Origin of the sequence: Bacillus sp. FJAT-27225 (assembly GCF_001685025.1) — a bacterium.
Taxonomy (GTDB): Bacteria; Bacillota; Bacilli; order Bacillales; family Cytobacillaceae; genus Bacillus_D.
The window spans coordinates 528,430-545,723 of the sequence record NZ_MAYU01000022.1; the positions used below are offsets into that span (position 1 = coordinate 528,430).

The 17,294-nt window shown below is 38.7% G+C and carries 11 protein-coding genes; 3 read left to right on the plus strand and 8 right to left on the minus strand.

Annotated elements, in window-relative coordinates; translation table 11 throughout:
* The first annotated feature begins 310 nt into the window (after window positions 1–310).
* On the plus strand, window positions 311–877 hold the full coding sequence (locus tag A8F94_RS18900; RefSeq protein ID WP_066203982.1) for a glycerol-3-phosphate responsive antiterminator: 567 nt from the start codon (window positions 311–313) through the stop codon (window positions 875–877).
* A gap of 61 nt (window positions 878–938) precedes the next feature.
* Here A8F94_RS18900 and A8F94_RS18905 read toward each other — a convergent pair whose 3' ends face one another.
* From A8F94_RS18905 to A8F94_RS18940, 8 genes are all read right to left on the minus strand, one after another.
* A complete protein-coding gene (locus A8F94_RS18905) occupies window positions 939–1,607 on the minus strand; it encodes an MgtC/SapB family protein (protein ID WP_066204093.1) in 669 nt (222 codons plus the stop codon).
* A gap of 84 nt (window positions 1,608–1,691) precedes the next feature.
* Window positions 1,692–2,471 carry an HAD-IIA family hydrolase gene (locus tag A8F94_RS18910; RefSeq protein ID WP_066203983.1) on the minus strand — a complete coding sequence of 260 codons (780 nt, stop codon included), beginning with the start codon at window positions 2,469–2,471 and terminating at the stop codon, window positions 1,692–1,694.
* Between the two features lie 315 nt (window positions 2,472–2,786).
* A complete protein-coding gene (locus A8F94_RS18915; protein ID WP_066203984.1) occupies window positions 2,787–3,569 on the minus strand; it encodes a sugar phosphate isomerase/epimerase family protein in 783 nt (260 codons plus the stop codon).
* 27 nt (window positions 3,570–3,596) lie between these two features.
* Window positions 3,597–4,394, minus strand: coding sequence for a carbohydrate ABC transporter permease (locus A8F94_RS18920; RefSeq protein WP_066203986.1), 798 nt, complete (start codon window positions 4,392–4,394; stop codon window positions 3,597–3,599).
* A 10-nt stretch (window positions 4,395–4,404) separates the two neighbouring features.
* A complete protein-coding gene (locus A8F94_RS18925; RefSeq protein ID WP_066203987.1) occupies window positions 4,405–5,289 on the minus strand; it encodes a carbohydrate ABC transporter permease in 885 nt (294 codons plus the stop codon).
* A 17-nt stretch (window positions 5,290–5,306) separates the two neighbouring features.
* Window positions 5,307–6,608, minus strand: a complete 1,302-nt coding sequence (locus A8F94_RS18930) for an ABC transporter substrate-binding protein (RefSeq protein WP_066203989.1) — start codon at window positions 6,606–6,608, stop codon at window positions 5,307–5,309.
* Window positions 6,609–6,899: 291 nt separating this feature from the next.
* A complete protein-coding gene (locus tag A8F94_RS25155; protein ID WP_077247814.1) occupies window positions 6,900–9,899 on the minus strand; it encodes a lamin tail domain-containing protein in 3,000 nt (999 codons plus the stop codon).
* A gap of 417 nt (window positions 9,900–10,316) precedes the next feature.
* Window positions 10,317–11,975: a glycerol-3-phosphate dehydrogenase/oxidase gene (locus tag A8F94_RS18940; RefSeq protein WP_066203992.1), complete on the minus strand. Its 1,659-nt coding sequence runs from the start codon at window positions 11,973–11,975 to the stop codon at window positions 10,317–10,319.
* 598 nt (window positions 11,976–12,573) lie between these two features.
* Here A8F94_RS18940 and A8F94_RS18945 point away from each other — a divergent pair.
* Both A8F94_RS18945 and A8F94_RS18950 read left to right on the plus strand, forming a co-directional pair.
* Window positions 12,574–13,827, plus strand: a complete 1,254-nt coding sequence (locus A8F94_RS18945) for an amidohydrolase family protein (protein WP_066203994.1) — start codon at window positions 12,574–12,576, stop codon at window positions 13,825–13,827.
* Between the two features lie 262 nt (window positions 13,828–14,089).
* Window positions 14,090–17,143 carry a carbohydrate binding domain-containing protein gene (locus A8F94_RS18950; protein ID WP_066203996.1) on the plus strand — a complete coding sequence of 1,018 codons (3,054 nt, stop codon included), beginning with the start codon at window positions 14,090–14,092 and terminating at the stop codon, window positions 17,141–17,143.
* The last annotated feature ends 151 nt before the right edge of the window (window positions 17,144–17,294 follow it).

A 17,294-nucleotide genomic window follows, 5' to 3' on the forward strand; every position in this document is an offset into this window, starting at 1 on the left:
TGTTTCGAGTAAAGGGAATTCTGGCTAATGAGGCGATAGTTGTATTCTCGAGTAGATCAAATCCAGTTTCGAAGCTAAATGGTTTTTCAATACTAACTTTCCATTATTTCCTTCATGGGGTATAACTCTTTCATTATACTTTAATTCATTTTTTTGTCTTCAGAATCGGACATAACCCCAAAAAACATATATCAGAAAATTCTTTATTAATGTGCTGTAATTATAAGATTATATTAGTAAAATGGTAGTAAGGAAATGGCAGCGTAGAGATTGAAGTATTTTAAATTGAGTGGTAGCAGGAGTGGTCTTTATGGTTAATATCGTAGATTTAGTGCAGTCACAAGTTATTGCATCCGTCAAAGAAGAGGCGGATATTGAGAAAGCAATCAAAAGCAAGGCAAACATTGTATTTCTTTTAACTGGTAATTTAATTAATATGAAAGACTATGTTGACCGTTTACGAAAAGCCGGTAAGCAGATTTTTATCCATATCGATTTTATTGAGGGATTATCGAATACAAAGAGTGCAATCCAATTTATCGCCTACACATGGAATCCTACTGGAATTATTACAACAAAGAGTTCACTTATTAAGTACGCAAAAGAAGCAAAAATGATGACAATTCAACGAATTTTCCTTATTGATGGTGCTGCCATTTCAAAGGGAATTGAAATGAGTCTTTCTTGTAAGCCTGATGCCATTGAAGTATTACCAGGTTTAATGCCGACTATTATTGATAGATTAGCGGGTTCTGTGAATATACCAGTTATTGCCGGGGGATTAATTAGTTCAAAAGAAGACATATTACAAGGCCTTGAAGCTGGAGCCTTGGCTATTTCGTCTGGAAATCCTGCATTGTGGAATTTTGATCTTTAGAAATGACAAAACTTTGATACATTAGAAAGAGGCGAATCTGCTTTTCGCAGACTGCCTCTTTTTACCTTGCAATTTCAGTGCTATGGATATGTTCAATGTTTGATATTTCATTATAAATTTCTGGGGCTGATAATCTATGGTTGGCTTTTAGTTTTAAATCAATAAGAAATGAGCCATCCCGTAAATCCTTAATCCTTACATGTTCAATCTTTATATGATCTTCCTCTATCTTTCTTATGACTTCACCGATGAAAGCCCGATCCCTTAAGATTATCTTTAAGCTAAGCTCTTTAGAATTAAGTTTCCAAAATCCAAGCAAGTTGATGACATTTGGAATAAGTTCGACACTGATAATGATAAGCACCACTCCTATTATCGCCTCAATATAGAAGCCAGCTCCACAGGCAATTCCAATTCCTGCTGCACCCCATACCATTGCTGCAGTAGTGATACCTGTTATCGTGTCATCCTCTTTCCGTAAAATTACTCCAGCACCCAAAAATCCTATTCCAGAGACGATTTGAGCTGCTAAACGAAGGGGATCCATTTGAATGTTAATAAACTTTGAACCCGGAAATAAGTAGGCTGATTGAATTGATACAATAGTTAACAAGCAGCTTACAATAGAAATAACCAAGCTTGTTTTTAATCCGAATGGCTTTCGCTTTAACTCACGCTCCAAACCTATGGCCAATCCCAGTACTGCCGAAATCAATAGTTTTATTATCATTTCTATATCGATTGGTTGAAGTGTCGTTTTAACTATCCACACCTTCCTTCTATCATTATCCAAAAAGTTTTTTTAGAGAGTTCATTATAGTTTTGTAATCTCCTTAATACTGTCAAGAACATAAGTTGGTTTATAAACTGCATTCTTCACCATATCAGCCGTCGTAATCCCTGTCAGCACAAGAACAGTATTCAACCCATTCTCAACCCCCATCCGAATATCAGTTTCCAACCGATCTCCGACCATGAAGCATTGATCCGGATGTAACTGAAGTATTTCATTGATAACGAACTCAGCTGTTAATCGCGATGGTTTTCCAATAATAAAATCAATCGGCTGCCCTGTAGCTCCTTCCAAAGCTCCAATCATCGCACCGCAATCGGGGATTTCTCCTCCCCCATATACCGGACAAGTCCGGTCTGGATTTGTCGCCAAGATTGTCGCCTTATTAATCCAGGCCTGGTAGGCAGCATTCAGTTTCTCATAATTGAACTGGCGATCCCAACCCAACACAACATGTGTTGCTTGATTAGGATCATCGGTCAGTTTAATATGTTCCGCCTTTAATTCTTCAAATAACGGCTCTTCCCCAATGACTAATACGGAATCCTCATCTTTCATAGTCTCCTTCAAATATTTCACAGTAATAAAGTTCGAATTAATGACTTCATCTAAAGAAACTTGGATTCCAAATTTATTGAGCTTGTTCACATAATCATAACGAGTAGCAATCGACTTGTTTGTTAAGAAAATGACTTTGTGACCTCTATCTCTTAAACTGTTAATTGCCTCAACCGCACCATCAATTACTTGGTCATCCAAATACACCGTTCCATCCAAATCAAAAATAAATCCTTTAACCATCTCAGCATCCTCCACGAACATTTAATGTTAATTGAATCTGCGCTTTTTCTTTGTCTTCATACTGTTAAGAAAGCATCTCTTAGGTTTGTAAAGATTGCCTAGAGCGGCACATTATGGGGAAAACCTTAAGATCTTCGAACTCCCCAAGTCCTGAGCAGTGGTCCATGAGCACAAACCAACCCATAAGATAAATCCATGCAAGATAAAAATAAAAACCCAGCTATAAGAAACCTCTAAAGGTTTAAAATAGCCGGGTTTTCTCCTCATCTCTTCCCCATGCGCGATTATTTATTTTCACTATATACTGCGTAAAATTTACACGAGTAAACTTTTCAAATCAAGATAAGATTTTTTTGCAAAATCCAATGATTTCATTTCAAAATTAACAATATAATCAGCTGTATCCTCTCTGAGCAATTGAATGATTCCATCGAATGGAATTTCTCCATCACCAATGGATAAATGCTCATCTAAAAATCCATGATTATCATTTAGATGAAAAACTTTAATATATGGTTTAAGGGATAGCAATTCTTCATAAAAACTGTTTCGACTAGATAAAAACGCATGGCCTGTATCGAAACACACCTTAACTTTATCCTTGTTTAAAACGTCAATAATCTTTAATAAATCGGAGCTTTTTGATCCAATTTCATATTCGTACGGTGGCACATTTTCCAGGATCAACAAGGCCTTATCTGGTAATTCACAGCATTTTTGTTGAAAGAACTTCTGAATATTTCCCAGCCCCCGCTCATGATCCTTTAACCTTCCGGGATGAAAGAGAATATAGTCACTCTCGAAAAAATTAACAAGCTCCATGCAATGTCCCCATACCTCATCTGTCTTTAATCGAACAGCGGCATCAGCACTAGCAGGATTAAAGTTTGTAATGGGAGCATGAAAATGAATCGAGGCCTCGTACTCATTCAATAGGCTGCGAAGTCCTCTTCGTCTTGTGCGACTCCAGGAAAGCATTTCGTAGCCGTGCCCTTCACACATGATCTCGATAGCCTTCCACCCATTCTTTAAAATCCTTTGAATGGCTTCTTCGATCGGCAAATCAATTAAATTATAGGATGACACTACTGTTTTCAACGTAATCCCTCATTACTCTATCAATCTTTACTTTATTCCGGAATGCATAAAGCTGCTAATGAATTGTTTTTGGAAGATAAAGAATGCCAACAGCATGGGAAAGATGACCAAAAGAGTCGCTGCTGTTACAACTCCCCACTGTGCACCGGTTTCAAATGATTTTGCGAAAATGGACAATCCCACTGTCAATGGACGGTTTTCTACTGAATTAGTGACAATCAGAGGCCAAAGGAAATTGCTCCATTGATGACTCACCGAGATTAAACCGAATGCAACAAAGGTTGGCCGTGCTAAAGGAACATACACATGCCAGATAATTTGAATAAGGTTGCAACCATCCATCCGGGATGCTTCCTCAAGTTCATATGGAATCCCTTTAAAGGTTTGCCGCAGAAGAAAAATACCAAATGCAGAAGCAAAATAGGGAAGCATGATGCCAAGTTTACTATCAACAAAACCCATGTTGGCAATAATACTGTAGTTTGGAAAAATCAATACATCTACCGGAATCATAATTTGAACCAATACCAACATAAAAACAATATTTTTTCCTCTAAATTCTAATCTTGCAAATGCATAGGCGGCAAGCGTTGCCGTAAACAATTGTACGGCTAAAACACCCACAACAATAATGGTCGTATTTAAATAATACTGGCCAAAGGGAGCTGACTCCCAAGCGCCCTTAAAATTATCCAATGAAAAAGATAACGAAAATAAATCCGTTGCTTCACTACCTGGCTTAAATGCGGTAAGGACTAACCAAAAAAGAGGAATCGCCCATAAAATTGCAAGAAGGTAAGTTGAAAACGTGACAAGTCGCTGCATTTGGGCCCCCTTAATTGTAATGAATTTTTTTGTCAACTGAAAAAAATTGAATAGAAGAGATAATCACCAATAATACAAGCATAACTAGCGTTAATGTCGCTGCCATTCCATAATCCATAAACTTAAAGGCATTTTCATAAATATAGTAGAGTAATAGATTACTTGCATTATCAGGTCCACCCTGTGTCATGACTACTAAATGGTCAACCATTTTAAATGCATTGGTAATAGCGATAATCATAACAAACAAAGTTGTCGGCATAATTAATGGAAATGTAATTTTTCGAAACCGGTACCAGCCTGACGCTCCATCAATCATTGATGCTTCATACAGTTCTCTTGGAACATTTTGCAACCCAGCTAAGTAAAAAATCATAAAAAAACCGGCTTCCTTCCATATAAGCATCACAATCATACCAAGCAGCACTGTATTTGAATTCCCTAAAATTTTTACATTTTCAATCCCAAACACAGATAAAATTTGACTTAACATCCCATATTCAGGTGTATAAATAAACAGCCAGATATTTGCTACTGCAATGATTGGAATAACAACGGGATAGAAGAAAAATGTTTTAACAATCCCATTGCCTAAGATTGAACGATTAATTAAGAGGGCCATCAAAAGACCTAGCCCAACCCCCAGAGGGACTGTTCCAATCGCGAATAAAATATTATTCTTTAAAACCTTCCAAAAAATCTCATCCTCCATCATGCGCGAAAAATTATCAAATCCTACAAAAAAGGGAGCCGTAATTCCCATTTCACTATTATAAAAACTTAAGTACACTGTTTTAACAATTGGGTAAAATGTAAATAGCATGAGGAATATGAGAGATGGAAGGAGAAGAATCCAAGGTGTTAGTTTGGTTGAAATGCTGTTGCTTCTTCTCATTTCCAGTCTCCTCAACTTTATTTGTTATATGGTTTCAAAACTTGGTCAGCTTCTTCTTGTGCTTTTTTCAATGCCTCTTTCGCACTGACCTTGCCTGTTATCGCTGCCTGAATATTATCGTTTATAATCTTATAGACTTTCCCGTTGCTATGAGTTGATAATTCAGCGGAAGCATATTCAAGCTGATCTCTTGCGACAACTGCCTGCGGGAATGATTCAACATATTTCTTCATTAAGTCTGTCTCATAGGCGGCTTTACTTGTTGCAACATATCCTGTGTCAATACTCCATTGTGCTGCCCGCTCTGGCTGCGTTGCCCAATCAATAAATTTCCATGCAGCTTCTTTCTTTTCCTTAGGAATATCTTTAAAGATATAGAAGTTACCGCCGCCAGTTGGACTACCGTAATTTTTTCCAGCCGGCAGGAAGGCGACGCCGAAGTCAAACTTTGCGTTGTTTTTAATATTAGTTAAATTCCCGGTAGTATGGTAAAGCATTGCTGTATTGCCCTCAAGAAAATCGGAAGGCGCAGTTGCCCAATCAATGACCCCTGTAGGGCTTATCTTATGTTTCTGTGCCAAGTCCATCATAAATTGAAGTGCCTCTTCGTTTTCAGGTGTATCAAAATAAACTTGCTTTCCATCTTCACTCATAAGATTTTTGCCATTTTGCAGTGCGAGGGCTTGGAACATCCAGTATTGGAAGTTCGTTGATGGAATTTCTATACCGTATTTCATGCCTGAATCTACTAGCTTCTTACCATACTCAACAAGCTCATCCCAATTTTTTGGTGGCTGATCTTTATCCAACCCAGCTTTTGCAAACGCATCCTTATTGTAATAAAGGACAATCGTACTTCTTTGGAACGGAAGTGAATACGTTTTGCCACCAGTTTGCGAGTTTTCCATAAAAGCAGGATAGAATCCATCAGCCTTATTTGAAGCGCTTCCACTAAAGAACTCATCTAATGGTGTAATTGCTTTCATATCCAATAATGTATAAAGTTCTGTAGAAAGCAATACTGCTAGATCCGGCGGTGTTTTTCCCTGAACCGATGTTTGGACCTTTGTCATCGTTTCATCATAGGTTCCCGTGTAAACTGGTTTAATTATTATATCAGGGTTTTCCTTCGTAAAATCTTCAGCCATTTTTTCAATGATTTTTGTTAAAGGTCCTCCAACTGCAATCGGGAAATACCAGGTTAACTCAACCTTTCCCCCTTTTGTTGTTCCAGTTTGGGAATTGGATTTTTGATTACATCCTGCGGCTGAAAAAATGAGCAACATCAAAGTGATTCCAATCAAAAGCATCTTCTTCATCTTTCATCCCCCTTTTTATGACAATTTTTTCAATTATTGTTTATTTCCACAAGTTTAGTTAAAACCCCTCCTTTATTTTGAGGAAAATGAAAAAAGAACCCCCAAAAATCATGTCATGAGAAAACAAAACTATTTCTCATCCAATGAATTTTCAGGGGTTCTCCTAGTCTCTACCCTATCCAATTTCGGAATATTAAATATATTATATATATTTAAAAAGATTATATCGACTACCCTAAAGATTGTCAATACTGTGTTTTTTAGTTAACAACTTCCATACTTTAAAAAGGTTTATTCCTTTCGCTCTTCCTTAATAATATCCTTGTCATCTTTCATTAATGTTTTTAGGTCGATTTTAAGCATGCGATCCATCGGATAGGTTGTAGTATACCGATACTTGTTCGCTCCTGACTCAAACAAAACATAGAGCTCTCTTCCAACGACAACAATTCCTTCCGGCATTGGAATTGCCTCAATACTCTCGCGCGGTTTTGATCCAGCACCATCCAAATACCATAATGGCACCTCTTTTCCACCAACATTTACTTTGCCATGCGGATCTTCCTTTAATGGATGCTCATAACGGTATAAAACACTATCATTTGCCCTTCCATAGGAGGTGCTTAAAGTGATTCCTTTCTTTTCGACAATTGCCCCTTGGACCTTTTCAGTTGTTGATAATACATAATCAGGAATTGCTGGCTCGTTTAATTTTCCAGACCATTGCTTCTTGGATAACATATCATTGCTGGACTCCAGGTTATAGCCTATCATCCATGCGTAATGGAGAGTTCCTTTTCGGTTTACCATATGGTGTGAGGGATCGGTTGGGTATGATTTTGCCTCAAAAAACTCTCCAACCCAAAGAATTCCTTCATCATATACGTTGTAGGCTGCCTCAACCGGAACAGGAATTTGATTAATAAACCGGATTTCATCATTGTTTTTCGCATATACGAGATCGCTAAGCCTAAATTGGAACAAGTAGTTCTCTGAGGCTATCCAACCATGTTCTTTACTGACAGTCAGTCCACCTGCATGCCCTGTATATGGTGATCCATCACTGTTATACAATACAACAGATTTAATTAAATTCCCTGTTGTTCCATTCGTTACAGTTATTGTCCCTGGCCTTCCATCATCCAAATAGTTGACTGTTAAAAGCCAATCTTCTTTCTTATAATAAGCCAGCCCTTGCGGAACAAGATCTTGAACCAAACCTGGAATGATTGGGCCATCTTCACTTATATCCCATAACCCTTGATATTTGGGATCTCGAAGATTGGGATTTCTCTCCTCTTGTGTAATTATTTGATGATCTGGCCTTACTGTGATTGGCGCTGAATTTGCGGATACATTTCCGGAAGTATCTTCTGCTGCAATTTCCAAAACAACATCCTTATTTCCTGTAAGCAAAGATAATGTAAATTCATTTTTTGATGAAAGTACTGAAAATTCCAAATCCCCATCTTTATAGATATGATAGCGAAAAATATCATCATCATTATTGGGATTCCATCTTACCCGTACGTCACCATTTCCTGCTTCCGCCCTTATATTTTCTGGTACTTGCGGTGGAACCCCGTCGGCAACCGGTCGTGGCGGCACTTGATTTCCTTCAACCCAGCCTGGTGTAACCTTTTGATGCCCAGCTAACGTTTCCATTATTAGGCTTCCATCTTTAGGATAGGAAAAGATTATCGAATTTCCGAGAGATACATGTTCAGCAGAATAACTAGCTTTAACAACTTCCATTCCCTGTGGATTGTTAACTGTCACAGCTTGTGTTCCGCTATTTACCAATCCCCCGATGTTCTCGAGAATCGTTAAGTGTGATTCATCTACATATTTGCTTTTATATGAAGAAAAATAATAATGATTAAAGGCAAGTAAAGAAATTGGTGAAATCTCTTGTCTTCTTGTCCAAAAAACATGGCTTTCCCATGGCTCAATTATTAATGTGTCGATAATTTCTACATTCCAATTACTTGACTTTATCCGGTATCCTTTCAAATTAATTTGTTGGCCGCTATTATTAAACACCTCTACATACTCAAATGCATCATACCCTGCATAATTGTCGGTATCAGGAACTACTTCCGTAATAAGAATTTCGGGAACTGGCACGGTTTCTTTCGGACCAGCGAGCAATGGTTTGGACTTAACCGATTCATTGCCTGCAAAGTCAAAGGACGTTACCTCAAAAGTGTATTCTCTCCCTAATTTTAATGGTGATACTGTAATACTATTCATTTCGGTTGTATCATAAACAGTTCCATTAAGATACACGCGGTAGCCTGCCAAATCCTGGTCACGGTTCATGTTCCAATTTAATTTTACATGGTCTTTCCCATTGACTGATGTTAATCCTGTTGGTGAAAGCGGTGCTTCTATATCAGCCGTTTCCTGTGGATTGACTTTGACAGCATGACTGCTTGGTGATTCATTTCCTTCATCGTCAATGGATGTTATTCTAAATTCATACTGCTGGTTATTAACTAATCCTTCAAGTGTATAGGAGGTTCCATCAAAAACCGTCACTGGTTCAGAACTGAAGGATGAGTAGACTCTATACGCATTCACCCCCTCAATAGCTTCCCAGCTCAATAAGACTGCTTTGTTCATCGGAACGGCGATTATCCCCGAAGGTACAGTTGGTCCATTGTACTGATTTCCGACAATTTTTCCTGGCGTGGCTTGGCTGTTATTTTCAATTTTAATCATTTCGGATGAATTACTTATTTGGTAGATGATACTTCTGTTTGTAAACCCATCTGCTCCTCCTTCATTAATCAGGGCTGTACTGATCGAAACCCCATCAGATCCCGCGATTCCAACCTTTCGCAAAGCACTGTCATGAAGCCCCTGTGCAGAAGAAGTAAGCTTCACTTCGAACACTTGATTCTTTGTCAATAAGACATTGTAGTTGGAGTTAAAATCCCACAATGGGACAGTAGGGTCATCATATTTTTTCAGCCAAAGAACCATCGTATCTTTTGCCTTAATAGTCTTATTTGTAATTTGCCAACGATTGGCTGGATTTGACATGCTTGTCGTAAAATACTGAAGTTGATACTTTTCCAAATTAATATCATTGGAAGTAGTGTTATAAATTTCAACATACTCGTAGGGCTGGCCATCTCCATCCGATTTGACAACAATTTCGGTAATAACTATAGGTGGGCCTGTTTCGAAAGCCTTCGTTTTAACTGCAGGGATATGTACTATAGCTCCTACCGCCAATAAAACTACCATTGCATAAATGAACCACTTGTGAAGATTCTTCCCCAATTTGTTTCCTCCCTTTTATTATTTTTTTAGAAACTTCGGCAGTTGCTTGGCTGTCAGGCAGCCGCAATGCCGCAGATGTCTAAAATATTGCATGCGCCAAAATGTATTTTAAAAAATAAACAAGAAAAACCCTATGACGATAACAGTATTACAAAATGTAACACCATTAATGTTCATAGGGGTCTCTTATTCTCTGCCCGAAATATATATTAGATTATTCATAATATTACAATAAATATACCGATTTAGCAAGCTCCTTAGATGCGAAGCCTTATATTTATATTCTCGTCTTTAAGGGTTTTCAAGGAATTAAAACTCTTTAATTAGTCCTTTTACTCGACTATATGAGGAAACCTCCTATACATTGAAGAGGTCATATCTTTTTGTATTAATCTTTATATAGATGCATTATTACATTTAAGCATCACACGGTATGACACTTTCTATCAATGCCGTTTCAACTTCGGCTTTATACCGTGCTGCCTCTTGCTCTGTCCATGAAAAGTGTTCTGCCATGTAAGCAATGACTTGTTCGTTCCATTTATGAACGGAATGTATATCAAATAAAATCGCCCCTGTCCGCCGGTTCAAAAAATCAATTGGAGTGGCAGCCATTTCATGTTCAATTGCGTAGATAAGCCGGGCAAATAATTCTAGCGGCAACTCCAATTGGTCAGCCTCATCTTTGTTTGCTGCTAATAGGTCAAAAACACAATTGATATTAGAGCCGTATGTCCTCACAAGTCTTTCTGCTTCTTTTTTGGAAAGTCCAAGTTCTATTCCTTTTTGTAAATGGCTTGCCACAAAGCTTTCAAATTTCTTAGAACCGCCTATGTCTCCTCCAGAGATCGGCAATTGTTTCGTTTGGCAGACTGGATACGTTATTCCTTCCTCTAAACGGAATTTTCCCGCCACTAAATCAACTACCAGTTCCGCCATTTTGCGGTAGCCAGTCAATTTCCCCCCCGCAATGGTTATTAAGCCTGCATCTGATTCCCATATCTCGTCTTTCCGAGAAATCTCAGAAGCATTTTTCCCTTCTTCATAAATGAGTGGACGCACCCCGGCCCAGCTGGATTCAATATCTCCTTCACTAATCTTTACCTCTGGGAACATATAATTAATGGCCTTGATAATATACTCTCGGTCACTTACTGTCATACTCGGATTAGCGGCATCATTATTATAGAAAGTGTCAGTGGTTCCAACATAGGTTTTTCCATCACGGGGAATTGCAAAAACCATCCGGCCATCAGGGGTATCAAAGTAAATGGCTTGTTTTAAAGGAAAACGGGACTGTTGAATAACAAGGTGAACACCCTTTGAAAGCTGTAGTATTTTCCCTGTTTTCGAATGATCCATTTCCCGAATTGTATCTACCCACGGACCGGCAGCATTAATGATTTTTTTGGCCCTTACTTTATATTCTTCACCAGTTAATTGATCCTCAATATAAGCTCCCGCAGCTTTTCCATTTTCATATACTAGTTTCTTGACTTTGGAATAATTTAGGGCCACAGCACCTTTATCCCATGCGGCCTTCATCACCTCAATTGTTAATCTGGCATCATCTGTCCGATATTCCACATAATAACCGCCACCCTTCAACCCATCTTTTTTAATTAGAGGCTCTTTTGCCAATGTTTCCTCGGCAGAAAGCATACTACGCCTTTCCGGTTTTCTAACGCCAGCCAGAAAATCATAAACTCTCAGACCAATGGATGTGGTAAATTTGCCGAATGTCCCGCCTGTATGTATGGGGAGCAGCATCCACTCTGGAGTGGTGACATGCGGGCCGTTTTCATAAACAATCGCTCGTTCCTTACCGACTTCGGCGACCATCTTTACTTCGAATTGTTTTAGGTAACGAAGTCCACCATGAACTAATTTTGTTGAGCGGCTCGAGGTCCCTGCGGCAAAATCCTGCATCTCTACTAGCGCAACTTTCATCCCTCTTGTCTGGGCATCAAGGGCTATTCCTGCGCCAGTAATCCCTCCGCCAATAATCAAAACATCATAATGCTCATTCTTTAACAGATTGATGATTTCCCCACGATGCAGGTTTGAAAATTTCATTCCTATTTCCTCCTAAATAAAAGAGTTTTTTAAGAGAAAATAAAAAAAAGACCATAAAAAGGCATTACCGCTTTCGGTAATGTTTTTATGGTCTCTCCGATTTTCTCCCGACAACATATTCACTTTGTGGTATTATATCATAAAGTTTGAATGGCACCTACTATTTTTTAATTATTGTGAAATTGTACAAATCAATTTCGAGTAACATTCATAAATGAACTTAATAACGAAATGCTGCCTTCCCCATTTTCAATCGCAGAGAAATTTTTCTTTTATAAATCGGATCATTTTCCTTTCTTCTCTGTATTGCGATTTCTTTCTTTTTCGTTAAGCTTTTTCATCAACGCTTTAATTTTCGTATTTTATACGAATAATAAGTGGGAGCTTCTTCTTTTAAATACAGGGACAAACCAGGACTAGGAACTTGGTTTGATTAGCTAAATCCTATTCCCGGATAGGAATATCGTTTGATGTTATACTACTTACTGTATGTATCATGCTATTGATACTATTTAAGAATATCAATATACAAAAAATAAATTGTCATTGGCATAAATGACAAACAAGCATTACTTTAAGGATAAGGAGTCATGTATGTATGAAGAAATTTATTAATGCAACTATTTATGGAGATCCAGAATCCCATGAATTATTAGTAGAAAACGGTCAATTTAAAGCAATAGGCAATAATTTAGAAAGTGCAGATGAAGTAATTGATTTAGAAGGCCGTTTAGTACTGCCGCCTTATGTAGACCCTCATTTGCACTTGGATTATATTTTTTCTGGGCTCGGCGAAGGAAATGCTAATGTTTCAGGTACCTTATTTGAGGGCATTCAGCGCTGGAGTGATAATAAGAAATCATTGACGGAAGAAATGGTTCGTGAGCGCGCGATTAAAGGGATCCAAAAAGAAGTGAGTCATGGGGTCCAATTCATTCGTACCCATGTAGATATTACAGAACCCAATCTAGCAGGAATGAAAGCTTTGATAAAACTGCGTGAAGAATTGAAGGATGTCGTTACATTACAACTGGTTGCTTTTCCTCAAGAAGGATTCTTTAGATACAATGGCGCGGAACGTTTAATGGAACAAGCGCTTGAAATGGGTGCTGATGTAGCAGGAGGAATCCCTCACTTTGAAATTTCCTACGAACACGGTGTCGAATCTTTAAGACGCATTGTAGACATGGCAATAAAATATAATGTGATGATCGATATTCACTGTGATGAAAACGATGATCCAAACAGCCGGTTTTTAGAAGTATTAAACGCCCTGGTTATGGAAAAAAACTATGGTGAATATACAACCGCAAGCCATACAACCAGTTTCGGTTCTGTAGAAAACAGTTACGCGAATAAAATGTTAGGTTTATTTAAGGAATCAAAAATTAACTTTATTTCGTGCCCAACTGAAAATGCGCATTTACAAGGCCGTGGCGACAGTTACCCAAAACGCCGTGGCCTAACCCGAGTGAAAGAGCTGTTGAACAACGGAAATAACGTCGCATTTGCCCAGGATTCAATTGCGGATTACTGGTATCCATTAGGGAATGGAAATATGATGAACATTTTAGACAATGGCATCCACTTGGCTCATTACACACATATTGATGAAATCAATAAGGCGTTCGACCTGATCACCTATAATGGAGCAAACATTATGAGAGTGAACGAGGAGTATGGCATTGAAGCCGGAAAGTCAGCCAACTTTATCGTTCTCGATGCACTGGATGCTTATGAAGCCATTCGTGAACGCGCCGAAGTACTTATCTCCATTCGGAATGGTGACTATCTCTTCAAACGCGAACCACGAAGAAATGAAGTTGAAATAGATTTCTTGAAACAATCGTAATTTATATAAGTTTTTTAAGACTACCCCATCAACAAGTGTGTTGATGGGGCTTTTTCTGAGATAAGGTAATTACCGATGTATTACTTGGGTCTTACCAAATAAAGCATCCAGTTGTCTCAGGTAATCTTAAGCAAGTGGACCTCCCCTCACTTTTAGTCTGAATAAAGACAACCTCCTGACTTGTATATTGAACCAGCCCTATTATAATTGAAAATAGTTGTAATATTTAGAAATATTTCAAAAAGAAAAGGAGGTTCTAAATTTGAAACGTGTATTTTTTGTTCTGGTCTCATTTGTTTTACTTGCTTCCATGTTTATAACTCCGCAACCAATTAAAACTCATGCAGGAACCGACGGGACGCAAGGCTATGTGAAAAAATTAGGCGTACCTCATTACACCATTGGAATTTTCTCGAGTGCTTATGGTGAGGGTCCAAATGGGACTCAGGCTACTTTTGTTGCATCTGGCGGGGTATTTAACGTGATCAATACGGTTACTGGTGAGAGAATGGCTAGCCATAAGCTAAACAACACAAGCTCAATTTGGGGAATAACCGTCGATCCTTCCGGTTTGGTTTATCTTGCTGATACGACCAACCTCTTCCGTTATAATCCCCAAACAGATGTACTAGAGGATCTTGGAAGGGCAACAAAAACAGAAGCAGCAACATGGGGAATCACCTCTGACGAAAAAGGCCGTATTTATGGCGGTACATGGCCAAATGGAAAAGTGTTCATGTATGATCCAGAAACAAATGCTTTCACAGATTTGGGCACAATGGCTGAAGGTTCCGGCTATGCAAGAGATGTTCAAGTCTATAAAGGAAAACTTTATGTTGGTCTCGGAATTGAGCAGCACCTTATCGAATATGACCTGGCCACCGGAGAGAAAACTGAAATCCTTCTACCAGAAGAGAACCAAGATGAAGGTACCCCATATGATGTAGATATCCGCGGGGATTATTTAATTACTCGGTTAGCGAATTCTAGTTCCCTGCTCGTTTACGATCTTGTAAATAAAGTTTGGGTTGACGAAATCACGCAAGCAAAGGGCAGCATGGTCTCCCCTCTAGATGAGGATAATAAGGTCTATTTTCACAAAGGAACTACAATCTATTCCTATGATTTAGATACCCTTGAATTAGCACCGACAGGGCTTAAAGACACATGGAGCAGCAAAGGGTTCGGATGGATTGAACTCGATGAACCAGGCTTTGAAGGTTTGAATTTAACAAGCCTGCGTTTTAATGGAACTTACTGGATTTATAATCCAACTACCGGTAAATCAAAAGAAATGACAGCACAAATTGAAGGACAACCGATTAGCATTCATTCTATTGCTTTAGGTCCAGATGGGAATATCTATTCCAGCGGGTACCATTCGGGCGGATTCGCTTATTATTCTCCGACAAATGATAAGATTACAAGTTTCACTGGATTTGGACAAGGAGAAGGTATTATCGCAACTGAGGATTATTTATATTTAGGTGTCTATCCCGGCGCCAATATCTATCAATATGATCCTACACTACCATATGAACATGACCCGACAGTTCCTGAAAAGCAAACCAATCCAAAGGTACTGTTTTCTTTGAAGGGAATGGAACAGGATCGACCATTTGCCTGGGCAGAGGGTGATGGCCATGTGTTTGTAGGGACTGTTCCTGATTATGGTGTGCTTGGCGGAACACTATCCATAATAAACGAAGCTACAGGTGAGCACGAAACATTTAGAAATGTGGTCCAAGATCAGAGTATTATCTCTCTCCAATACAAAGATGGTTTAATTTATGGCGGTACAAGTGTATATGGTGGGTTGGATAGCAAGCCGACTGCCGACGATGCAAAGCTATTTATTTTTAACCCAAAAACAAAAGAAAAAGTATACGAAGGGACTCCGATTCCAGGAGAAAGAGGAATTGGTACCCTTGAATTTGATGACGAAGGTTATTTATGGGGTATGACCCAAGGTAAAATTTTCAAATTTGACCCAGAATCCCGTGAAGTCCTTCAGTCAAAAGAATTGTTTAGCTATAGCTGGAAAGGAATTAGTCATTTTTGGAAAGGTCCATTCTTGGACTTTGACCAAGATGGCAACTTCTATGGTTCATCTTTACGCAAATTGTTTAAATTCAATCCAGATACCTGGGAAGTAGAAATTTTGGATGACAACGCCTCGCTTTATGCAAAGGATGAAAAAGGGAATTTCTACTTTGCCCGCGGAGCAGAATTATATACTTACGTTAGAGATGGTGATGGGACCACTCCTCCCAAAACTACTGAAGTCAAGGTGAATATTAACAATTCTAGTTTTGAAGAACAGGTAGATGGAGGGGTAATCCCTGGTTGGTCTACTACATGGGATTCCGAAAATGCAACCTTCAAAGTTACGGATGAACACAGTTTTAGTGGGGATAAAAGCTTATATTTAGAGGATAAATCTGAAACAGGGTCTGTGGCAGTCATATCCGACCCAATTAAAGTTATTCCTGGCCAAAATTATAGGGCTAGAAGCCAAGTCTATTTTGTAGATGGCGATTCAGCCACCTTCATCCTTCGCTTCTTTGATGAAAATGGAAATCAACTAGATGAAGCACCTATATATATTTCTGGTGGTAAAGGCAGGTGGCAAGAGGTTGTTGCTAGTAAAAAGGCGCCAGAGAATGCTGTTACAGCACGCATCTATGCGAATGTTACAAAAATCGGAAAGGCGACTGCTTATTATGATGCTATTGAGCTAAGTTATGAAGCATATGACACAGCACCAGAAGTTATTGGTGCCGATAATGGCACTTTATATACTGCTGAAACAAACCCAACGATAACCATTAAAGGTGATGAACGAAGTACTATTTATGTTTATCATGGTGATGATGTTCTTGCAACAGTAAATGGCACAGGAGAGGAACAATTAATTCAGCTAAAAGGATTAAGTGAAGGTGAGTACCAGCTCACCCTGAGAGCCTTTTATGAAAATGGCAAGGTAAGCTTAGATCGCGGGCTTTTAGTGGTTGTTGATCAAACAGCTCCAGATGTCCCAACCGTTTTGGACCCAGCAGCACCATTGTCAACCATTAACAGGACTCCAGAAATAACGGTTAAGACTGAGCCAGGGGCAAAAGTTATCATCATCGATAATGGCAAAGAAGTCGGTGTTGGTGGAGCGGATGAAAAAGGGATTGCAGTAATCAAAACAACAGCACTTACAAAGGGGATTCATAAGCTGAAATCTTATGTTGTAGATAAAGCCGGAAATGAAAGCGATATGGCTGCCATTCCACACATCATTATTAACAATGGAAAGAAACCTAATTAAAATAATGTAACTATTGGGGCTGTTCCATAAGACATTTATTCTGACTTATGGAACAGCCCCATCTTTTCAATTATATTAGGGAAATGCACCCTTCGGCCAATTCAACTTTGGTAACCAAACCACTCTACTAGGTTACATAGTGAAAAAAAAA